Here is a 22227-nt window from a genome sequence, read left to right on the forward strand (position 1 = left end):
TGCACCTCCCATGAAGATCGAGCGCATCGACACGCTGATCGCCGACGCCGGCTGGCGAACCTTCTCGTTCGTCAAGATCAGCACCGCCTGCGGCATCACCGGCTGGTCCGAATACAACGAGGATTTCGGCAGCAAGGGCTTGTCGCAGGTGATCGGCGTGCTGGCGCCGCTCTGCATCGGCATGGACCCCAGGCGGAGCGAGGCCATCCTCGCCCGCCTGCACATCGCCACCCGCCAGGCGCGCGGCGGGCTGAACCAGCAGGCGATCGCCGCCATCGAGAACGCCCTGCTCGACGTGCGCGGCAAGGAAGCGGGCAAGTCCGTCTCGGCCCTGTTCGGCGGGCCGATCCGGGAACGCATACCGGTCTACTGGTCGCATTTCGGCACCTACCGCATCGGCCAGCGCGGCCGCGGCTTCCTGCCGGAACTGAACAGCTACGAGGACCTGGCCCGCCACGCGGCGGAGGTGAAGGCGATGGGCTTTCGCTGCCTGAAGACCAACATCTTCCGCTGGCGCGACGGCAAGCTGCAATCCTTCGTGCCGGGCTTCGCGCGCACCGTCGGGTGGCCCGAGCTGAACTGGGACAATGCCCTGCTGGAGGATATCCAGCGCCAGCTCGGCTGCATCCGCGATGCCATCGGCCCGGAGATGGGGCTGATGCTCGACACTAACTTCAACTTCAAGACCGAGGGCTACAAGCGGGTGGCCGAGGCCATCGCGCCGTTCCGCATGACCTGGCTGGAGATCGACACCCACGACCCGTCCAGCCTGGCCCTTATCCGGCGCGACGCGCCATGCCCGATCGCGTCCTGCGAGACGCTGCACGGCCGGCGGGACTTCCTGCCCTATCTCCAGAACTATGCCATGGATGTCGGCATCGTCGACGTGCCGTGGAACGGCCTGGGCGAGAGCATGAAGATCGCGGCGATGGCCGAAACGTTCGAGGTGAACGTCGCCCCGCACAATTTCTACGGCCACCTCTGCTCCTACCACAGCGCGCACTTCTCGGCCTCGGTGCCGAACTTCCGCATCATGGAGATCGACATCGATTCGACGCCGTGGCGCGACGAGTTCGTGACCCGGCCGCCGGTGATCGAGGATGGCGAGTTCGTCCTGCCCGACCTGCCCGGGTGGGGGACCGAGGTGAACGAAGCGGCGATCCGGGCCCGGCCGCCGAAGATCTAGCCTGCCCGTCGGAGGAAGCATCTTGTCGAAGTTCCGTATCCTGACGCCCGCGGGCGCCTCCTTTACCGTGGCCGGCGGCGGCTACGACTACGAGATGGAAGCGCTCGAGCATATCGACGCCGAGATCGTCGAGTGCCCGGCGACCGAGGCCGGCTTCATCGCCGCCGCCCCCGGCGTCGATGCCGTCTACGCCAAGGGCATGAAGTTCACCAAGGCCATGATCGGCGCGCTGGACCGGGCCAAGGTCATCACGCTGGGCACCGTCGGCGTCGACTATGTCGACGTGGCGGCGGCCACGGCCAAGGGCATCCCCGTCACCAACTGCCCCGACACCTTCATCGAGGAGGTGGCCGACCACGCCATGATGCTGCTGCTGGCGACCCACCGCCGCGCCTTCGAGCAGGACAAGATGGTCCGCGAAGGCCGCTGGAGCGAGGGCCGGCCGCAGCTCCTCCAGATCCCCCGCCTGATGGGCCTGACGCTGGGCTTCATCGGCTTCGGCCGCGTGGCGCGCGCCGTCGCCAAGCGCGCCGCCCCCTTCGGCCTGCGCCTGATGGCCTACGACCCCTTCATCGACGAGCTGACCATCTCGGGCGAGGGCGTGCAGCCCGCCAGCCTGTCGGAGGTGCTGCAGAACTCCGACTTCGTGTCGATGCACGTCCCGGCGACGCCCGAGGCCGAGGGCATGCTGAAGGAGAAGCATTTCCGGCAGATGAAGAAGACCGCCATCTTCATCAACACCGGCCGTGGCCCGACCGTGCAGGAATCCGGCCTGATCAAGGCGCTGGAGGAAGGCTGGATCGCCAGCGCCGGCCTCGACGTGTTCGAGGTGGAGCCGGCGCAGCAGGACAACCCGCTGCTGCGCATGCCCCAGGTCATCCTGTCGCCGCACAACGCATCCGCATCCGCCCGCTTCGACGTCGCCCGCAAGCGCCGCGTCGGGCAGGAGTTGTCGCTCGTCCTGTCCGGCCGCTGGCCGATGTCCTGCGTCAACCCGACCGTGCTGCCGAACAGCGGGCTCCGCCGCTGGCAGCCGGTGTCGATGGAGCGGGGGCCGAACTCGTAAGGGCGAAGCGAATTCCGGTGGGCGTTCATCACGCCCACCAATTCCTCTTCCACATCTTCGGCCAGTTGATCGAATACGGCCAATTTTGACGTACTCGCAACTCATCATCGACAGCGTCACAGCGGTGTGAGGTCGGGATGCGCAATTGCAACGAGTGCGTGGCAACGGGCTGCGAACGGATACCTTCTGTACAGGATCCGGCGAAGGGATTCGGAGACGAGCAATCGGGACCGGTGGGGCGGAGCGATGCAGCGATTGTGTCCGTCGTGCTGTCGATCACAGATCTGCTGACAACTCGAGGCATGATCTGCCTCGACCTGGCGGATATTTCATCGGTGCTACGGGCCGGCGGACCTGCGGTTTGGGGGCAAGGCGAAGCATCAGGTCCAGATCGGGCCCGCAGAGCCGCGGAGGGCGCCCTACTGGACCTTCGGCAAAAAAGGCTCCGGTAATGTGGGGCGAACTTCTGGTCGATCCCGGCACGGAAGGCTTCTTCTTCGACCGGGGGCGTCTCATTAGCCTCGGCGACCGATCGGTCGCGATACTGACACCATGGCCGCGACCAGGGGCTTGGACACGGCGATCAGGAAGCAGACGGTGGCGGCTTTACGATCCAGCCTTCAAGATCGCATTGCCGGAGGGGCGATCGGGGACGGCTGGCGGTTCGCCCGCCCGCGCAAGCTATGCGGAGGCCATTCCCTCCCAATTGCGTCGGCAACTGGAACTGTATCGGACCGGGCAATGGCGCGTGCTCGCTGCCGCGGCCTATGCCCCACGCTTGCTCGGCGTGATCGGTTGGAGCCCTGCGCTCGCCTTCGCGCTTTCACATGCGGCGGAATTCTGCGGCACCCAGTCGAAGGACGCTCCGGCTGCGATCGAGAGGCGCCTACGTCGGGGTTTCCGAGAAGCCCTCAGATGGCTGGGGTTTCATCAATCGCGGGCAGTTGCGCGATTGCTTGCGAAGATTCCCGCCTCACACGTGGACTTGGCTGGGCTCCAGTATCTGCGAGACCTGTCACACGATGATCGGCGGGTGCGGCGCCTGTCTCATATGCCGCGACTGACACGCCAAATGTTGCAACTTCAAAGCCACCATGCCGCTGGCAAGTTGGTTGGACCGGGTTTGCTCTTCGAACTGTCGCAGCAGGAGGACGACTGTTCTGGGCTATTGTCCCGATTGGTCACCATTCGTGCGGTGGCCGAGGAGCGGCCAAGCCTGCTGCGGCAGTTCCAGAGCATTGCCGAGATAGAAGCGGCGTTTACGAAGCTCGACCGGTGTTGGCGCGTTCCACTGCTTCAATGGTCAGCAAAACGACAGATTGCCGAGGTGGCGCTTCCGCCACCACCGATACCGGGGACCGACATCATCCGACCCCTCGACACGGTGCAGGCAATGCTACGGGAGGGGGAAACGCAGAACAATTGCACGGATCAGCACCTCGCTCGCGTGCTTCTTGGTCAGTGTTATCTCTACGCCGTTCACGCGCCAGTTCGCGCCACGGTCTTGGTCGCACGTGATCATGCTGATCGATGGACACTTGCGGAAATGATCGCGGCCGACGGCGACCCCGTGGAGGGACAGGCACTGGACGAGATTCGGACGTGGATCATGCGCTCGCAAGGCATCGAATGCCCCCTCCGCCAGCCGGCCGATAACTGAGGTAGGTCATGTCGTTGGCGAAAGGCAAGACCCCTCGACGAGGCCAGTACGGGCGGTATGGACACGCGGAACTGCTTCAACGCATTGCGACGGCGATGCAGGCATCTGCAGCTGGAGTATCGCTTGAGGATATCCGAAGGGACTTCACCGTCGAGCCCCTTAGCCGGAGCACTGCCGAACGTCTCCGCAACGCTGCCGAGCGGTTGTATCCGACCATCGAACAAGCAAATCCGGGCGACCGCCCCAAGCGATGGCGGATTCCGGGACGGCATCGTGGCCTGACGCCTTCGACGAGCGCGGACGAACTCGCTGATCTTGCGCTGGCCGCGCAAATATTGAGGCGGGATGGCCGCAGCTTGGAGGCGGCGCGGATCGAGCAACTGGCACTGAAGACCCGCGCGCAGTTAGACAAGCGCGCCCAGGTCCGACTGGAACCCGACCTAGAAGCATTGGTGGATGCCGAAGGGCTGATCCCTCGGGCCGCACCGCAAGTTCCGGTCGATGGGGCAACGATGGGTACACTGCGACGTGCGATCCTGGCCAATCGCGAGGTCCACATGCTCTATCGAGCCCGGGGGACGGGAGAGAAAAGCCAGACTACACTCTGCCCCTACGGTTTCCTCCATGGCAACGGACGTCATTACTTGGTCGCCTTCAGCTTGAACCCAGAGGTACTCGACTTTCGTCTATTCGCCCTTGATGGAATTGAGGACCTCGAGGTCCTCGATACGTCGTTTAAGAGGCAGCCGTTCAATCTCGCCGCATTCGCGTCTGAATCCTTTGGGGTCTTCCGCGATGGCGAACCTATGGACGTTCAATGGCAATTTTCGGCCGATGCGGCCAGCGATGCAGTCAAGTTTCGCTTTCACCCATCCCAAACGATGGAGAGGCTTGGTGACGGAACCCTGATTGTCAGATTCCGGGCGACCGGAATGCGGGAGATGTGCTGGCATGCATTCACATGGGGGAGCGCCTTGAAGATTCTATCGCCACCAGTTCTACGGGAAACGTATGCAACGCTTTTGGCGGAGGCTAGCTGGACCTTGCGCTCTTATCTATCGTCACAGCCTCATCCATCAGCGAATGATCTTGCGGTGTAACAAAATCGTGGAGGAATGCCTTGGCTCGCATTTTCGTTTCCGTGAAGTATCGATATAGAAAACGTGGCACGACGGCTTGGTCATTCTTTTATTGGTCAGGACAACTTCCCTCACGCTCGGACAGCATCCTGATTCAAGAATTGAACAAAAGGCATCCAGGCTGTGATGTTGAAATTCTCAGTATAAAGTGGGGATAGAAGCCGTATATTCCGCACTTTGCGTAGGGAGAAAGCGTGTGAAAAGACTATGGCGCTTACACATAAGGCCGCGCGAGGGCGATGGAGATACAGATCGCAGCATCGACTTTTGCATCAAGAATAATATTATTGGGATGGGATGGTCCGTTCCTGATTTAGGCGTTACACATTATTTTGATTTTCCTTTATATAAGGCGGCGGCGGAAAAATTCTATGATGGTACGTCTCCCTGGAGTAGTGTGCGTGTTTTCGGCGAAGAGGCAGCGGTCGGGGATCTTGTTTGGTTCAGAAATACCAAGGGATATTATTACCTCGCCGAAATAACCGGGCCATGGAACTATTATTACTCGGGAATACATATTTCTACCGACATCGTAAATTATCGCACAGCCCGGATTCTAAAGGTTGGTCTGGTTGATGCCGTTCCCGGAAAGGTCATCTCGTGCTTCCGGCCGCCGAGAACGTTTCAGGCGATCGATAGCCAGCAAATGCTGGAGTACAGCAGCGCCATGATGGGGCTGAAGCCAGCTGAACCGGGTACGCGGGATATATTTGAATATCTGAGCGATGAGGATTTAGAAAATCTCATATCGATCTATCTCCAGGTTTGCGGCTGGTATGTGATGCCCGGAACGCGCCGAAAGGACACTCCCCACTATGAGTTTGTGCTGGTCGACCGCAATACTGGCAAAAGAGGAATAGTGCAGGTAAAGTCCGGGCATGAAGGAATAGATGCCGCCAAGTATGCCGGCGAGACTACAACGTTTCTATTTGCATCGTGTGAAGATTATGGGGATGTTGTACCTCATAACGTCACTATAATTCCGAGATCTAAAGTCTTATCATTTATACGTAGCCAACGACAGTTACTTCCAGAATCGTTCGGGCACTGGGTGAATCTCGTTGGCTTGTAGAGATACTAAGACAGAATATTCATGCTGTGAGCGGCCAGGGGACTATCTGTAGCTCGCTTGCGTGTCCTATCGCCCAAACCCAGCCTCGCGCAGCAACTCCCCATTCACGCAATTCCGCAGCCGCCCTTCCGTCAGCATCAGGCGCGCCGTCTCCGCCGCCTTGTAGCGGATGTCCCACAGGCTCTGGGCGCTGTAGTAGGCGGCGTGGGGCAGCAGTACCAGGCGGCCGCGGATCCAGTCCTCGTCGCGGCGCCAGGCCGCGATCAGCTTGTGCTCGGGATCGGGCGGTTCGTTCGGCAGCACGTCGAGGCCGGCGGCCGCGATCTGGCCGGACTTCAACCCGTCATGGATGGCGTCGAGATCGCAGATCGGCCCGCGCGCGGTGTTGACGAGGATGGTGCCCTTGCGCATGGCGGCCACCGCCGCGCCGTCGATCAGTCCGCGAGTCTCGTCGTTGAGGAACGCGTGGATGGTGACGGCGTCGACTGCCGACAGCAGGCTGGCGACGGACTGGTGGCGCGTCAGGCCCAGCGCCAGCTCGGTGCCGTTCGAGACGTAGGGGTCGTAGAAATGCACCGGCAGGTCGAACGCCTTGAGGCGCAGGGCCGACGCCGTGCCGATGCGCCCCAGCCCGATGACGCCCGCCGCCATGCCCTTGGTGCGGCGGATGACCGGCGCGTGGCTGACATGCCAGTTGGCGACGACGTCCCGCCGCAACGCGTTGTCGTAGGCGCTGACCCCGCGGGTGAAGTTGAGCAGCAGTGCCATGGCGGTGTCGGCGATATCGGTCGTGCCATAGTCGGGCACGTTGGCGACGGGAATGCCGCGCCCGGCCGCCGCCCGGACGTCGATGTTGTCGTAGCCGACCCCCATTCGGATGATGATCTTGCAGTTGTCGAGCCGCTCGACCACGTCGGCCGTGATGTTGAGGCCGATGCCCAGGATGACGGCATCGGCCGCGCGCCAGACCTCGTCGGCGATCTGCTCCCGCCGCGTCGCGTCATACGTGGCGAGTTCGATGCCATCGCCGGCACCGGCGCGGTCCGCCTCCGCGCCGCCCAGGAAACGGGTGTCGGGGTAGAGTATGGTCGGCATGACGCTGCGGTCCTCGCTCAATGGCTTTCGCGGGCGACTTCGGCGCCGCTCTTGCCGACCAGGAAGTCGAGGTCGGCGCCGGTGTCGGCCTGCATCACATGGTCGATGTAGAGGCGGGCATAACCGCGGTCATGGCGCGGCTCGGGTGCCACCCAGGCCGCCTTGCGGCGGGCAAGCTCTTCCTCGGGCACGTCCAGCGTCAGGGTGCGGCCGGCGACGTCGAGCGCGATCATGTCGCCGTTCTGGACCAGGGCCAGCGGGCCGCCGACGGCCGATTCCGGCGCGGTGTGCAGCACGACGGTGCCGTAGGCGGTGCCGCTCATGCGCGCGTCGGAGATGCGCACCATGTCGGTGATCCCCTTCCGCAGCACCTTGGGCGGCAGCGGCATGTTGCCGACCTCCGGGAAGCCGGGGTAGCCGCGCGGCCCGCAGCCCTTCAGCACCAGGACGCAGGTCTCGTCGACGTCGAGGTCCTCGTCGTCGATGCGGTGGTGGAAATCCTCGATCGATTCGAAGACGACGGCGCGGCCGCGATGGTTCATCAGGTGGGGGGAGGCCGCCGACGGCTTCAGGATGGCGCCGTTCGGGCACAGGTTGCCGCGCAGCACGGCGATGCCACCCTGGTCCTTGAACGGCGCGTCTGCCGGGAAGATCACGTCCGGGTTCCAGTTGGGCGCGTCCTCGGTGTTCTGGCCCATGGTGCGGCCGTTCACCGTCATCGCGTCCTTGTGGATGCGGTCGCCCAGCGCGCGGATGACGGCCGGCAGGCCGCCCGCATAGAAGAAGTCCTCCATCAGGTACTTGCCCGACGGCATCAGGTTGACGAGGCAGGGCACGTCGCAGCCGAGCCGGTCCCAGTCCTCCAGCGACACGTCGATCCCCATGCGCCCGGCCAGCGCCAGCAGGTGGACGACCGCGTTGGTCGACCCGCCGATGGCGCCGTTGACGCGGATGGCGTTCTCGAACGCCTCGCGCGTCAGGATCTTCGACATGCGCAGATCCTCCTTCACCATCTCGACGATGCGCCGGCCGGCCATGTGGGCCAACACATAGCGGCGCGAATCGACGGCCGGGATGGCGGCATTGGCGGGCAGGCCCATGCCGAGCGATTCCACCATCGAGGCCATGGTCGAGGCCGTGCCCATCACCATGCAGTGCCCGGCCGAGCGCGACATGCAGGCCTCGGCATCCATGAAGTCGCCGAGCGACATCTCGCCCGCGCGCACCATCTCGCCGAACTTCCAGACGTGGGTGCCCGACCCGATCTGCTCGTCGCGGAAGCGCCCGTTCAGCATCGGCCCGCCGGAGATGGCCAGCGTCGGCAGGTCGCAGCTGGCCGCCCCCATCAGCAGGGCGGGCGTGGTCTTGTCGCAGCCGACCAGCAGGATGACGCCATCCATCGGGTTGGCGCGGATCGATTCCTCGACATCCATGCTGACCAGGTTGCGGAACAGCATGGTCGTCGGCCGCATCAGCGTCTCGCCCAGCGACATCACCGGGAACTCGAGCGGGAAGCCGCCCATCTCATAGACGCCGCGCTTCACATGCTCGGCGATCTTGCGGAAATGCGCGTTGCAGGGCGTCAGCTCGGACCAGGTGTTGCAGATGCCGATCACGGGGCGCCCGTCGAACAGGTGCTGCGGCAGGCCCTGGTTCTTCATCCAGCTCCGGTGCACGAAGCCGTCGCGGTCCTGCTTGCCGAACCATTCGCTGCTGCGCAGCTTCGGGCGTTCCGTCATGTCGCATCCTCCCAGGGGATGTATCGGGCGTTGAGCATGTTGATTGGGCGCCATCCCCCTAGCGGGGGCGGTGCCGATCGGACAGGTCGCGCCATGGTAGCCGAGCCACTTCCGCCCGCAAGGCGAAAGCCGGCCCTTTATTCGGCCGTCCCTGCGCACCGATGCCGATTTGGTGCATGATGCCCTTCCAGGTGGACAACCTTGGAAGGATCCGCAGCATGTCGGGCAGGCTCTCGCTGGTTCTTCTCGGCGCACTCGCCATGGCTACACCGGCCATGGCCCAGGATCGTCAGGCGCAGATGGAGCGCCAGGATTTCGGTGTGCCACCCACCATGCAGTTGCATGCGGGCGCCATGCACGGGCCGACGCCGGCCAGCATCCCGGGCGGGCAGGTGATCACCACCCAGGGGCTGGCGGCACTCATCCAGGGGCGCCAGGCGCCCCATGTCGTCTTCGATGTCCTTGGCCAGCGCGAGACGCTGCCCGGTGCCGTGCCTGCACCGTGGCTCGCCCAACCGGGATCGTTCGACGACCAGGTGCAGGGGCAGGCGCGGGCGCTGCTGCGCCAGCAGACGCAAGGGCGCAACGACGTCGCCCTGGTCTTCTACTGCCTCTCGCGGGAATGCTGGATGTCCTACAATGCGGCGTTGCGCGCCATCAACGCCGGCTACACCAACGTCCTGTGGTATCGCGGCGGCATCGAGGCGTGGAAGGCAGCCGGGCTGCCGACCCAGACCGGCCGCCAGCAGGACGCCAGCCAGCCCGGCACCAGCCCCCCGCCGGGCGACGCGGGACCGCGCGGGTTCGTCGCAGTACAGCCCGTCGCGCGCACGCCGGCCGGGGGCGGCGACCGCCAACGGCCGGCCGGGCAGTTGCGCATCGGGCAGAGCCGCTTCTTCTCCTTCGCGCTGCCGCCCGGCTGGCGCGTGGGCGAGGATGGCCAGTTCGCGCTCACCCTGCTGGCGCCGGATGGCCAGGCGATGACGCTGATGCTGGGCAACGCCGGCGTGGCGCCCAACTATCCGCCCACGCGCTTTGCCTACGAGAAGCTGTCCGCCATGCAGCCGCAGAACCTGCGGATCGGCCAGCAGCGGCCGGCCCGGCCGGCGGCGGGGTTCCAGCAGGCGGTGGAGTTCGAGATCAGCTACCAGGCGCGCGGCATCCCCTATCGCGGCCTGGCCAAGGTCTCGGTCGCGCCGGCCTATGATTCGCAGACGATGGCGTTGACCGCGGCCATATCCGCCGAGGACCAGTGGCCCAGCTATGCGTCGTGGCTGCCGGCGTCGGCCGAGCAGATCTCGGCCAACAATGGGGCCGCCTTCGGCATGCGCGGGATCATGCAGCAGAACCTGCAGAACTCCGCGGCGTTCGGCGAAGCCCAGCGCCAATACCGCGACTGGTCGCAGAAGAACTGGCAAGGCGTCACCGACCAGCGCAACGAGAGCCAGGACCGGCGGAACTTCGCCGTGCGCGAGAACCTGGGCGGCGTGCAGACCTTCGCCAACCCCTTCGGCAGCCCGCCGGTCGAGATGCCGATGACCTACAAGCACTACTGGGCCGATCGCAACGGCGGCTATGTCGGCACCAACGACCCCGGCGCCGACCCCAATGTCGGCTCCACCGGCGAATGGCGCAGGATGGACCGCACCGGCCGGTAGGAGGGCCGCGAAACGAAAGTCCGCCTGGCATCTTGAATAGCGGCGGGCGCGATGATATCTGCTTCGTCCGCAACACCCGGAAAGGGCCTGGGAACCTTGTTCAGCCGACGACTCCGACGAGATGCGATCCGCCTATCCCGAGAGGGGATGGTGGCCCGCGTGCGCGTCCGGGAACGGCTCCAGGCATAATCGCCCCCGTCCTCCGATCGCCGCACCAGGGCCGCCGCCCGGTGCCACACGACAGCGATCCCGAGGACGACCATGACCATCCGGTTCGAGACGCCGCACGACGCGGCCGCCATCGAAGACATCCTGGACCGCAGCTTCGCCCCCGGCCGCGAGCGCAAGACCGCCTATCGGCTGCGGGACGGCGTGGCGCCGATCGACAGCCTGTCCTTCGTCAACACCCTGCCGACCGGCGCGGTGGCAGCCACCCTGCGCTTCTGGCCGATCGCGCTGGGGTGGGAGCGGGTGCCGGCCCTGCTGCTCGGGCCGCTGGCGGTCGACCCGGCCTTGCAGGGTCTCGGCTTCGGCAAGGCGCTGATGCGCCACGGGTTGGCGGCGGCCGCGGCCGACGGCCATCGGATCGTCGTGCTGGTCGGCGATCCCGGCTACTATGAGCCCTTCGGGTTCAGCCGCGCCATGACCCGCAACCTGTCCATGCCGGGGCCGGTCGAGGCGCACCGGTTCCTCGCCCGGGAGCTTGTCCCGGGCGCGCTCGATGGGGTGCAGGGGATGATCCAGCGTGCCGCGAACGATCCTGGCCCGGTCCTGGCCGCGCGGGCCGGGGCAGGGGCCACCCCCATGTTCGCCGAACCATGATCGCGGGCCTGCGCCGGGCCACGGCGGTGGATGCCACCCGCGTGGCCGCGCTGGTCGACCGGTCCTACGGCCATTATGTCGCGCGCATCGGCCAGAAGCCCTACCCGATGACGGTCGACTATGCCGAGGCGATCCAGGCGATGCGCGGCTTCGTGGTGGAGCGCGAGCATCGCCTGGTGGGGTTCCTGCTGCTGGAGGCGACGCGCGACCACATGATGGTGGAGAACGTCGCGATCGACCCCGGCCACCAGGGCACCGGCATGGGTCGTGCCCTGATGGAACTGGCTGAGGCGGAGGCGCTGGGCGCAGGCTTGACGGAACTGCGCCTCTACACCCACCAGATGATGACCGAGAATCAGGCCATCTATCGCCGCCTCGGCTATGTCGAATACGAGCGCAAGGTGGTCGGCGGGCGGCCGCGGGTCTACATGTGCAAGACCCTGTCGCGGCGGCACGTCTAGCGGCTTCCGCATCCGGCCCATCCCGTCGTAGCCTCCCCGCCAGCCAAGCTGCCGACAAGGGCGGCACGGAACCGAACGGGAGGAATCATGACGATGCCATCGACGATGCGGCACCTGCTTGCGGGCGCGGCGGTACTGCTGCTGGCCGCGGCGCCGGCCGGGGCCCAGACCTATCCCGCCAAGCCGGTGCGGCTGGTGGTGCCCTTTCCCGCCGGCAGCACGACCGACCTGGTGGGCCGCATCCTGGCCCAGAAGCTGGGTCCGGCCCTGGGCGAGCAGGTGGTGATCGACAATCGCGGCGGCAGCGGCGGCACCATCGGCACCGAGCATGTCGCGCGCTCGGCCCCGGACGGCTACACGCTCCTGATGGCGACGATCGGCACGCACGCCATCAATCCCGCGCTCTACAAGAAGATCACCTACGACGCGGTGAAGGACTTCGCCCCGGTGGCGCAGTTCGGCACCGCGCCCAACGTGCTGGTGGTCAATCCGTCCGTGCCGGTGAACAGCCTGGCCGAACTGGTGGCCTATTCCCGGGCGCGGCCGGGGGAGATGAACTACGGCTCGTCCGGCAACGGCACGTCCAACCACCTGTCCGGTGCCATGCTGGCCTCGCGCGAGAAGCTGGACATGGTGCACGTCCCCTATCGCGGCGGCGCCCAGGCGATCGAGGGGCTGCTGCGCGGCGACCTGAAGCTCATGTTCTACCACTACCTGCCGCTGCTGCCCTTCATCGAGGACGGCAAGCTGCGGCCGCTCGCGGTGACGGGGGCCGAGCGTGTGCCCGCCCTGAAGTCCGTGCCGACGATGGGCGAGGCGGGAGCGGCCGACTTCGTGGTCTCGGCCTGGTTCGGGGTCTACGCGCCGGCCGGCACGCCGCCCGTGATCGTCGACCGCCTGAACAAGGAGATCACCGGCATCATGGCCTCGGCCGACATGCGCGAGACACTGATGAAGCAGGGCGTCGATCCGGTCAGCGGCAGCCCGGAAGACCTGGCCACGCTGATGAAGGCCGAACTCGTCCGCTGGGCCGCGATCGTGAAGGCGGCCGGCGCGCAGGTGGACTGAGAGGCGGGGGCGCGCTGGCTCGCTGGCTGGTGCGCCCTTCGACTGCCCGGTCCGCTACGCTTCCCTGCGCGCTCAGGGTGAGGGGGGCCGGGGGCCGCACGACAGATCGTGGAGCGCCCGGACGATCCTCATCTCGAGCGCGCAGCAAAGCGAGCAGTCGAGAGACGCAGGGGCGGCCGCCCCTATCGCCCCTTCTTGCGCTCCTCGAACAGCACGCCCGCTTCCTTCAGCCCCGCAATCTCGCCCGCCGAGAAGCCATGCTCGGCCAGGATGTCGGCACCCTCCGCGCCGAAGGCCGGCGGCTTGGTGCGCGCCGTGCCGGGCGTGCGCGTGAACTTCAGGGGGATGCCAGTGCCGCGATAGCCATCCATCTCCACCACCATGTCCCGATGGCGGGTGTGCGCGTCGTCCATCACTTCCGGGATCGACTGCACCGGCCCGACCGGCACGCCGGCGTCCAGGAGCTGCGAGGCCAGCGCCGGCCCGTCATGCTGCAGCAGCAGGTCGAGCAGGATCCGGTTCAGCTCGGCCCGGTGGGCCACGCGGTCGCGGTTGGACTTGAAGCGCGGGTCGGCCGGCAGGTCCGCCACGCCCAGCACCTGGCACAGGCGGCGGAACTGGGTGTCATTGCCGACCGCCAGGAAGATCGGCCGCGTCTTCGTCTTGTACTGGTCGTAGGGGCAGATGTTGGGGTGGCTGTTGCCGAGCAGCTTGGGCGGGTCGCCCGACATGAAGTAGTTGGCGGCATGGGGGTGCAGCAGCGAAATGCCAACGTCGTAGAGCGAGCATTCGACATGCTGGCCGCGGCCCGACCGCTGGCGCTCCAGCAGCGCCATCAGGATGCCGATGACGGCGTTGAGCCCCGTGCCGAGGTCGACGATCGGCGTCCCCAGCCGCACCGGCCCGCTCTCGGGCGAGCCGTTGATGCTCATGAGGCCGGAAGACGCCTGCACCGCGGCGTCGTAGCCCGGCAGGCCGCCCAGCGGACCATCGGGGCCGAAGCCGGAGATCTGGGCATAGACCAGGCGCGGAAAGCGGTCCTTCAGCACCGTCTCGTAGTCCAAGCCCCACTTGGCAAGCTGGCCGGTCTTGAAGTTCTCGAACAGCACGTCGGCATCTTCGAGCAGGCGGAACAACACCTCCCGCCCCTCGGGCTTCGTCAGGTCCAGCGCGATCGACCGCTTGTTGCGGTTGACGCCGACGAAGTAGGAGGCCGTGCCGTCACGGAAGGGCGGGCCCCAGTCGCGCGTCTCGTCGCCGGCCGGCGGCTCGACCTTGATCACCGTGGCGCCATGGTCGGCCAGGATCTGCGAGCCGTAGGGGCCGCTCAGGATGCGGGTGAGGTCGATGACCTTGATGCCGGCGAGCGTGCCGGTGGACGCGTTCATCCGTTGCTCCGATGCCTTCTGAAGATGGTCGCGGCGCGGGGTCAGGCGGCGGCGGACGCGCCGAACACCGTGCTCGCGAATTTGGGATAGGTCTCGGCCAGTTCGCCCGCGATGCGGCCGCGCAGCAGCTCCAGCCATTCGGGCGGCGGCGGCGCGGTCTCCGGTACGGCCGATGGCACGTCGTAGTCGAACCCGGTCTCTGCCGCGACCCCGGCCGCATCATGTCCGGGATGGACGCTGGCCAGCGAGAAGCGGCGGCGGGTGCGGTCGAAGTCGAAGCAGGCCATCCCGGTGACGAGCGCGTGCGGGCCGCCCGGGCGGTACACGCCAGGGTCGCTGGTGCCGGGCGCGCTGACGAAATTCACCTTCGGCACGAACACGCGGCGCGAATGCTCCTCACGGAACAGGATCACGCGCGGGACCAGCATGTAGAGGTAGGCCGAGCCGAACGAGCCGGGGAAGCGCACGTCGAGCCGGGGATAGTCGCCCATGCCGACCAAGTTGATGTTGGCCTCGCCGTCGATCTCGCCGCCACCCAGGAAGAAGGCGCCGATGCGGCCCTGGGCGGCGCAGTCGAACAGCTCGCGTCCACCCTCGGTGAAGGGGTTGTGGCGCCGGCTGCCCAGGACAGAGACGCGCATCGCCCCCTTCGACAGGGCACGCTGGAGCAGGGCGGCGGCCCCCGGGATGGGCGAGCTGGCGCCGACGGCAACATGCTCCACCCCGTCCAGCAGGCGGGCCAGGACGGCGATCAGCAGCTCTTCGCGCCGCCAGGCGGGGGCGTCAGCCGACAAGGGAGGGCTCCAGATGGTTGGCCGCCATATAGGCGCGAAAGCCGTCCTCGGTCCGGGCCTGGCGGGCATAGCCGGCCAAGTGCGCGGTATCGGGGGCATAGAGATCGGCCAGGCCCATCGGCCAGGCGCCACGCGGGGCGAGCGCCACCGCATCGACATAGATGCCGGGCAGGGTGCCCGCCGCCAGCTCGTCCTCGGCCAGAAGATCGCCGTCGAAGAACGCCTCGACCGTGACGAAGGACCGGCGCGCGGCATGGGCCATGGTCATCAACTCGCGCCGCCGGCCGAGCCAGACATTGCCCTGCCGGTCGGCCCAGCGGGCGTGGAAGATGGCCAGGTCCGGCTGCAGGGCCGGCAGCAGCACGATCGGGTCCGGCCCTTCGGCGAAGGGGTTGTCCATCACCTTCCAATCCGGCCGATGCTGCAGGATGTCGGACCCCAGGATGCCGCGCAGCGGCATGAAGGGCAGCCCCTTCTCGGATGCCTGCAAGGCCGCGTGGATGGCGGGGCAGGTGCTGTCGATCACTGTCAGCCGGTCGGCCACGACGGCGGCCGTGAAGCGCGGCGCCGGGCCCTGCTCGCCCAGCGAGACGGCCGCGCATTCGATGGAGGCGACGGCGCCGGCGCCGATCAGCAAGTCGGCCTGGATGCCGCTGGTGGGCACGCAGAGCAGCCGCAGGTCGCGTACCGGCCGCCGCAGCAGCGCATGGGTCAGCGCCATCGGCACGTTGCTGTAGTCCGGCGGCAGCGCCACGAAGGCGCCGTCCGGGATTCGGTCGGCCAGATCGGCCAGGTCGATGAACTGGGTCGACGCCATGTCGCTGCCCTCGCTTCCAGGAGCTTTGCTTATTACCTGCGCTCGCGGCTGCCGCCAATCGTCGTCTCGAAGGCCGACAGGAAGGCGACCAGGTTCCGGCCGAGGTCGTCCACATGGTAGCCGCCCTCCTGCACCAGCACGGTCGGCCGGCCCAGGGCCGCGATCCGGCGCGCCATGGCGGCAAAACCGTCGGTCGAGATCTTCAGTACGCCCAGCGGGTCCTTCTCATAGGCATCGAAGCCGAGGGATATCAGGACCACGTCGGGGTCGAAGCGATTGATGGCGGCCAGCGCGCGGTCGAGCGCCGGCATGTAGTCGGCATCCGCCGTTCCGTGCGGCAGCGGCAGGTTGAGGGTGTAGCCGGCGCCGGCGCCGCCACCGCTCTCGCCGTGATAGCCGGCATAGTAGGGATAGAAGGTGCTGGGGTCGGCGTGCAGCGAGCAGAAGAACACGTCCTTGCGATCCCAGAAGATGCCCTGGGTGCCGTTGCCGTGATGGACGTCGATGTCGAGGATGGCGACACGGCCCGCCTTGCCGCGGGCATGCTGGGCCGCCACGGCGACGTTGTTGATGAAGCAGAAGCCCGCCGCCTGGTCTGCGAACGCATGGTGCCCGGGCGGGCGGCAGAGGGCATAGGCGACGGGCGACCCGCCCAGCACCAGCTCGGTCGCCTGCACCGCGGCATGCGCGCTGGCGAGCGAGGCGGGCCAGGTGCCGGCCACCATCGGCGCGCTGAGATCGCCGATATAGAAGCCGACTTGGCCCGCGATCCCTTCCGGCCGGGCGCGCATGTGGCGGCCGGGGTTGGAATGGGGATGGATCTCCGCGTTGGCGCCCGGCAGTTCCATCCAGCGCTGGTGCCCCGTCTCCAGGAATTCCAGATAGTCGACCGCGTGCACGGCTGCGACCGGGGCCATGCCCCAATCGTCGGGTGCGCTCACCTTGTGGCCGGCCGCGCGGGCGGCGGTCACCAGGTTCTCGGCCCGCGCCGTGGTCTCCGCCATCGGCGCGAAGTTGCCGCGCAGCAGGAACTCGCGCGGGGCGTGGCGCGCGTGGGTCTGGCTGTAGATCACGTCCATCGGGGTCAGGCCTTTTCCAGCCCGCACCAGTCGGCGATGAACAGCGTCATCGCCTGGGTCGTGCGGCGCAGCGATTCCAGGTTCACGCGCTCGTCGAAGCCGTGGATGTTCTCGGCCTGCGGGCCGTAGACCAGACCCGGGATGCCGGCATAGAGGCCGAAGAAGCGGGCGTCCGTCGTGCCGGTGCTGGTGATGCGGCCGAGATCGGCCTCGAACACGGCCTTGTGGGCGGCGTCCAGGGTGGCCTCGGCTTCCTCCGCACCCGCCAGCACATAGCCCTCGGCCTGGAACCCGTTCCACAGGATCTCGGGCGGGCTGTTGGCCAGGAAGGGGATGGCGCGCGCGGCATCGCGCAGGGTGGCCTCGATCTCGCGCCGCGCCTCCGCCAGGTCCTGGCCGGGATACGTGGCGACCCGTACGTCGAAGGTGCACCAGGCGGGCACGCTGGATGCCCAGTCGCCGCCCGCGATCTTGCCGACATTGAGATTGATCGGATGGTGCAGGTGGCCGAAATGCTCCACCTCGTGGCGCCGGTCGTTCCACCGCTCAGCCATGGCGTGGAGCGACGGGAAGAGGGCGTAGGCACTCTCGATCGCGTTGGCCCCGGTCGTCGCATAGGCGGCATGTACCGGGAAGCCGCGCAGCTTCACCTGGAACCAGATGACGCCGACCTGCGCGCGCAGCAGCCGCTCGCGCATCGGCTCGGGGATGAGGGCCGCATCGGCGCGATAACCCCGCGCCAGGCAGGCGAGCGCGCCGTTGCCGGTGCACTCCTCCTCGATCACCGACTGGAAATAGATGTCGCCGGTCGGCCGGTAGCCCGCCCGCCGGATGGCGTCGAAGGCGAACAGGGTCGAGCACAGGCCGGCCTTCATGTCGCCGGCACCGCGCCCGTACATCCAGCCGTCGGCCACCTTCGGCTCGAAGGGCGGGGTCGACCACATGTCGACGGGGCCGGTCGGCACCACGTCGATATGCCCGTTCAGGATGAGCGAGCGGCCCCGCGGATCGGGTGCGCGCCAGGCGCCGACCACCGTCATCGCATGGTCGTAGCTGACGGCCACGGGCGAGAAGCCGGGCAGGGTCTTGATCGTGTCGACGTCGATGCGCCAGGCATCGACCGCAAGCCGCCGCTCGCGCATGGCGGCCGCCATCAGGTCCTGCGCCGGCTGCTCCTCGCCGCGGACGGAGGGGGACCGCACGATGTCGGCGGTGAAGGCCGTCTGGTCGCCGAAGCCGGCGTCGACGGCGTCGCGCAGGGCGCGGGTCAGGTTCTGGTCGAGCATCACGCCGCCTCCAGGCCGCACCAGTCGGCGATGAAGAGCGCCATCGTCTGGGTCGTCCGCCGGATGGATTCGACCTCCACTTTCTCATCGAAGCCATGGACGCCCATCGCCCGCGGGCCATAGACGAGGGCCGGCATGGCGGCATAGAGGCCGAAAAAGCGGGCGTCCGTCGTGGCGGTGGTCGGCGTGCGCAGCAGCTTCTCGCCGAAGGCATGCTGGTGGGCGACGCCCAGCACCCGCTCGGCCTCGCTGCCCTCGGGCAGCACGTACCCTTCGGCCTGGAAGCCGTGGTAGTGGACCTCGGGCGGGTTGTTCGCAAGGAACGGCACCTTCTGGGCAGCGGCCCGGATGGTGTCCTCGATCTCCAGCCGCGCGGCGGCCAGGTCCTGGCCGGGATACACGGCGATGCGCACGTCGATGTCGCACCAGGCCGGCACGCTCGAGGCCCAGTCGCCGCCGGCGATCTTGCCGATGTTGATGTTGATGGGATGGTCCACGGTCTGGTAGGGCGGGAAGCTCGCCTTGTTGCCGTTCCAGCGGTCCTTCATGGCATGCAGGGCGCGGAAGATCGGGGCGGCCGCCTCGATCGCGTTGGCGCCGTCGCCGGCGACCGCGACATGCACCGGCCGGCCCTTCAGGCGCATCTGGAACCAGATGACGCCGATCTGGGCGCTCAGCACCGACTCGCCGCGCGGCTCGGGGATCAGCGCCGCGTCGGCGACGTAGCCGCGCCCGACGCAGGCGAGCGCGCCGTTGCCGGTGCATTCCTCCTCGATCACCGACTGCACGAAGACCTCGGCCGCCGGCACCCAGCCGCATCGCTTCAACGCGTCGAGCGCGGACAGGCAGGCGATGAGCCCCGCCTTCATGTCGCCCGAACCCCGGCCATAGAGCCAGCCGTCGGCAATGTAGGGCTCGTATGGCGGCCTGGTCCACATGTCGAGCGGGCCTTCCGGCACCACGTCGATATGGCCGTTCAGCACCAGAGACCGTCCCTTCTTCACCTGCGGCCGGTGGATGCCGACGACGTTGAGGGCATTCTCGTAGGACACGTTGACCGGCGAGAAGCCCTTCAGCCCCTTGATGTCCTCGATGTCGATGAGCCAGCGGTCGACTTCCAGCCCGCGCTCGCGCATGGAGCGCGCCATGAAGTCCTGGGCCGTGTGCTCGGCGCCGCGGATCGACGGATAGCGGACCAGCGCCGACGTGAAGTCGAGCTGCTCGTCTAACCCGCGGTCGACGGCATCGCGGATCGCGGTTTCCTGGACGGGTTCGGGCATGGCTCGCTCGGCTGCTGCGGGAGGGCGGCAGCCAGTATCGCCATCGCCGCCCGCCGCCGCAACGTCGGCGGGCGGCTACATGACATAGATCAGGATGCTGCCGTCCCCGCCGGTCATGGTGTCGGTCCAGTGGGTGCCGGTCCAGGGAGCGCCCGCCAGATCCTCGAACAGGATCGTCCCGCCGCCAACCTTGGACAACGACAGCACCCCGTCCGTGATGGCGATGCTGTCGAGCAGCTTGCCGTTCCTGGCCGCCAGGCCCGAGATGGCCAGCAAGTCGCCGGCCAGCCCGACGACGAAACCCTGGATGGTGTCGTCGGTCAGGTGAGCGACGGTGCCGAAAACCGTGTCGATCGCCTTGTCGTCGCCCGGCAGGATCCAGTCGCCCATGGCGTCACCCGACAGCCGATCGGCGCCGACGCCGCCCAGTAGCGTGTCCATGCCCTCGCCGCCATGGAGCGTGTCGTTGGCGGCGTCGCCGTCGACCAGGTCCCCCGCGGCACCGCCCTCGATGCGGTCGCTGCCGTCGCCACCCCACAGGCTGTCGCCGCCGGCCTCGCCATAGAGCGTGTCGCGGCCGGACCCGCCGACGGCGGTGTCGTTGCCGTTCCCGCCCCACAGCGCGTCGTCGTCGTTGCCGCCATAGAGCCGATCGTTGCCATTGCCGCCCTTCAGCGTGTCGTTGGCGTCCGCGGCAAAGACGGTGTCGTCGCCGTTTTTGCCGTCGAGGACGTTCTTGCCGGCCGTGCCCGCGGCCATGTCGGCACCGTTGCCGGTGGTCGCACCGGGAGAGCCCACGAACACGTCGAACGGTCGGGACAAACCGCTCTCGTACCCCCCGCCGTCGACGGCAAGGGCGGTGTAGACGTAGCCGCCGGGAGCGACGCCGGGGTCTTCCCAGGTCCAGCGTCCCTCCTCGTCGGCCTGGACCGTGTCCAGATCGACCCCGTCGCGCAGGATGTGGATGGTCGCCAACGCCTCGGCCGTGCCTTCCAGGCCGGGCGTCGTGTCCACCGTCAGGTGGTCGTCGGCCGAATCCGCGAGGTCGATGATGCGGGGCGGCGGCGGGGGCTGGGGCTCCAGGTAACGGACCTCGCCTTCGGCCGAATAGACGATGGCGAAGAACTGGTGCAGGCCGCTGTCGCTCGCCGCCGCGGCCGTGCCGCCGGGATCGAAGTCGACCGTGCCGGTGAACTGCCCGGCCACATATGTCCGGCCTTCAGCGTCGACCGCCACGGCGCGGGCATTCTCCTCGTCGGTCGAGTTGCCGGCATGACGCACCCAGCGGAGCTCGCCATCGCCGTCGTAGCTGGCCGCGAAGTGATCCGGACCGGTGGCGACCAGGACCGGCGACGCGCCGCCGAAATCGACCGTGCCGTCGAAGGTTCCCACGACCTGCACATTGCCGTCGCCATCGACGGCTACGGCATTGCCGTAGTCGCCGTCGCTGGAGGCGGCGGCGTGGCGGACCCAGGCGAGGCTGCCGGCGCCATCATACTTGGCGACAAAGAAATCCATCGCGTCGGCCACCAGCACCTGGGCGCCGTCGCCGGCCTCGAAGTCGACGGTGCCGTTGAAGCTGCCGACGACAAAGCTGTTGCCATCGTCGTCGACGGCCACGCCATAGCCATAGACCGACCCGCTCGACCCCGCATCGGCGCCAGCAGCCCAGACCAGGCTGCCATCCTCGTCGTAGCGGGCCAGGTAGTGGCTGCTGGTCCCGGATATCAGTTCCGCCGTCCCGGCGCCGGGATCGAAGTCGACCGTGCCCGAGAAGTAGCCCGTGGCGTAGCTGTGGCCCGTGCCGTCGACCGCCAGCCCATAGCCCGACACGCTGCCATCCGCGCCGGGGTCGACATGGGTCGCCCAGAGCAGCGCTCCGTCTGCGTCATACTTGGCAACGTAGTGGTCCTGGCCGCTGGCGGCATCGAGGTGGAAGACGCCGGTGCCCGGGTCAAAATCGACCGAGCCCGTGAAGAAGCCGGTGGTCAGGATGGCGCCGCCCGCGTCGACGACGACGGCCGTGGCGCCGCACCCGGTCGATCCCTCCGGATGGACGGCCCAGACGAAATCGCCGTTGGCGTCGAACTTGACGAGATAGTCCTCGATCCCGCTCGAATCCTGGAAGCTGGTGGCGTCCCCCGGGTCAAAGTCCACCGACCCGGTCAGGTTGCCGACGGCATAGCTGTTGCCGGTGGCATCTGCCGCCACCCCGGCGATCAGGAACATGCCGTTGGAATCGTCGTCGGCGCGGGCGACCCAGAGAAGCTCGCCGCCCACGTCGTAGCGGGCCAGGAAATGGCTGTTGTAGGGATGCTCGAACGTGATCGTCGATGGACCAGGATCGAAGGCTATGGTGCCCCAGAAGTCACCGGCGACGATGAATCCTTTGTCGCCGAGAATGGCGATCCCCGATCCATGGGATGCGCCCTGTCCCTGCCCAGCGATGACACCGATCGCCATGGTCCAGCCCCCCGGCCTGTGCGGACATATTCTTCTTGCGGTCGACTATGCGCGCCATGCGATCGGCCGTCCATCCAGGCGAATCCACGCGGCCGGCTTGCCCCCGCCCTGGCCATGCCGATAAGTAGTCGGGCGACCCCCTGCGGAGACGAGC

At 67.2% G+C, this 22227-nt stretch carries 18 protein-coding genes; 9 read left to right on the plus strand and 9 right to left on the minus strand.

Annotated elements, in window-relative coordinates:
• The first annotated feature begins 10 nt into the window (after positions 1-10).
• From STVA_RS12445 to STVA_RS12465, 5 genes are all read left to right on the plus strand, one after another.
• On the plus strand, positions 11-1186 hold the full coding sequence (locus STVA_RS12445) for a mandelate racemase/muconate lactonizing enzyme family protein (protein ID WP_123688259.1): 1176 nt from the start codon (positions 11-13) through the stop codon (positions 1184-1186).
• Between the two features lie 22 nt (positions 1187-1208).
• Entirely contained in the window at positions 1209-2252 is a 1044-nt protein-coding gene (locus STVA_RS12450) for a C-terminal binding protein (protein WP_123688260.1), read from the plus strand.
• 451 nt (positions 2253-2703) lie between these two features.
• Positions 2704-3912, plus strand: a complete 1209-nt coding sequence (locus tag STVA_RS12455; RefSeq protein WP_142235755.1) for a hypothetical protein — start codon at positions 2704-2706, stop codon at positions 3910-3912.
• A gap of 8 nt (positions 3913-3920) precedes the next feature.
• The gene (locus tag STVA_RS12460) at positions 3921-5012 is read left to right on the plus strand and encodes a helix-turn-helix transcriptional regulator (protein WP_123688261.1); all 1092 of its coding nucleotides are present in this window, start codon (positions 3921-3923) and stop codon (positions 5010-5012) included.
• A gap of 235 nt (positions 5013-5247) precedes the next feature.
• A complete protein-coding gene (locus tag STVA_RS12465; protein ID WP_142235756.1) occupies positions 5248-6123 on the plus strand; it encodes a hypothetical protein in 876 nt (291 codons plus the stop codon).
• 66 nt (positions 6124-6189) lie between these two features.
• On the opposite strand, the gene STVA_RS12470 is transcribed toward STVA_RS12465, so the two are convergent.
• The gene (locus STVA_RS12470; RefSeq protein ID WP_123688262.1) at positions 6190-7218 is read right to left on the minus strand and encodes a C-terminal binding protein; all 1029 of its coding nucleotides are present in this window, start codon (positions 7216-7218) and stop codon (positions 6190-6192) included.
• Positions 7219-7235: 17 nt separating this feature from the next.
• Complete coding sequence (gene araD / locus STVA_RS12475; RefSeq protein WP_123688263.1) at positions 7236-8957, minus strand: L-arabinonate dehydratase; 1722 nt, start codon at positions 8955-8957, stop codon at positions 7236-7238.
• Positions 8958-9175: 218 nt separating this feature from the next.
• Here araD and STVA_RS12480 point away from each other — a divergent pair, with 218 nt between their 5' ends.
• The 4 genes from STVA_RS12480 to STVA_RS12495 all read left to right on the plus strand — a co-directional run bounded on the left by STVA_RS12480 (position 9176) and on the right by STVA_RS12495 (position 12966).
• The gene (locus STVA_RS12480; RefSeq protein WP_170216314.1) at positions 9176-10615 is read left to right on the plus strand and encodes a rhodanese-like domain-containing protein; all 1440 of its coding nucleotides are present in this window, start codon (positions 9176-9178) and stop codon (positions 10613-10615) included.
• A gap of 261 nt (positions 10616-10876) precedes the next feature.
• Positions 10877-11437, plus strand: coding sequence for a GNAT family N-acetyltransferase (locus STVA_RS12485; RefSeq protein WP_123688265.1), 561 nt, complete (start codon positions 10877-10879; stop codon positions 11435-11437).
• Entirely contained in the window at positions 11434-11898 is a 465-nt protein-coding gene (locus STVA_RS12490) for a GNAT family N-acetyltransferase (protein WP_123688266.1), read from the plus strand. The genes STVA_RS12485 and STVA_RS12490 overlap by 4 nt, the downstream gene beginning before the upstream one ends.
• 87 nt (positions 11899-11985) lie before the next feature.
• Entirely contained in the window at positions 11986-12966 is a 981-nt protein-coding gene (locus tag STVA_RS12495) for a Bug family tripartite tricarboxylate transporter substrate binding protein (RefSeq protein ID WP_197735862.1), read from the plus strand.
• Between the two features lie 182 nt (positions 12967-13148).
• Here the strand turns inward: STVA_RS12495 and STVA_RS12500 are convergent, their stop codons facing one another.
• The 7 genes from STVA_RS12500 to STVA_RS12530 all read right to left on the minus strand — a co-directional run bounded on the left by STVA_RS12500 (position 13149) and on the right by STVA_RS12530 (position 22073).
• Positions 13149-14354 carry a CaiB/BaiF CoA transferase family protein gene (locus STVA_RS12500; protein ID WP_123688267.1) on the minus strand — a complete coding sequence of 402 codons (1206 nt, stop codon included), beginning with the start codon at positions 14352-14354 and terminating at the stop codon, positions 13149-13151.
• Between the two features lie 41 nt (positions 14355-14395).
• A complete protein-coding gene (locus tag STVA_RS12505) occupies positions 14396-15148 on the minus strand; it encodes a CoA-transferase (RefSeq protein WP_123688268.1) in 753 nt (250 codons plus the stop codon).
• A complete protein-coding gene (locus STVA_RS12510) occupies positions 15138-15965 on the minus strand; it encodes a CoA transferase subunit A (protein ID WP_123688269.1) in 828 nt (275 codons plus the stop codon). The genes STVA_RS12505 and STVA_RS12510 overlap by 11 nt, the downstream gene beginning before the upstream one ends.
• Positions 15966-15997: 32 nt before the next feature.
• A complete protein-coding gene (locus tag STVA_RS12515; RefSeq protein WP_123688270.1) occupies positions 15998-17044 on the minus strand; it encodes a histone deacetylase family protein in 1047 nt (348 codons plus the stop codon).
• A gap of 5 nt (positions 17045-17049) precedes the next feature.
• Positions 17050-18330, minus strand: coding sequence for an ArgE/DapE family deacylase (locus STVA_RS12520; protein WP_123688271.1), 1281 nt, complete (start codon positions 18328-18330; stop codon positions 17050-17052).
• Entirely contained in the window at positions 18330-19610 is a 1281-nt protein-coding gene (locus STVA_RS12525; protein ID WP_123688272.1) for an ArgE/DapE family deacylase, read from the minus strand. The genes STVA_RS12520 and STVA_RS12525 overlap by 1 nt, the downstream gene beginning before the upstream one ends.
• A 75-nt stretch (positions 19611-19685) precedes the next feature.
• Positions 19686-22073: an SBBP repeat-containing protein gene (locus STVA_RS12530; RefSeq protein WP_123688273.1), complete on the minus strand. Its 2388-nt coding sequence runs from the start codon at positions 22071-22073 to the stop codon at positions 19686-19688.
• Positions 22074-22227 lie beyond the last annotated feature (154 nt).

This window comes from Stella humosa (genome assembly GCF_006738645.1).
Classification (GTDB): Bacteria; Pseudomonadota; Alphaproteobacteria; order ATCC43930; family Allostellaceae; genus Allostella; species Allostella humosa.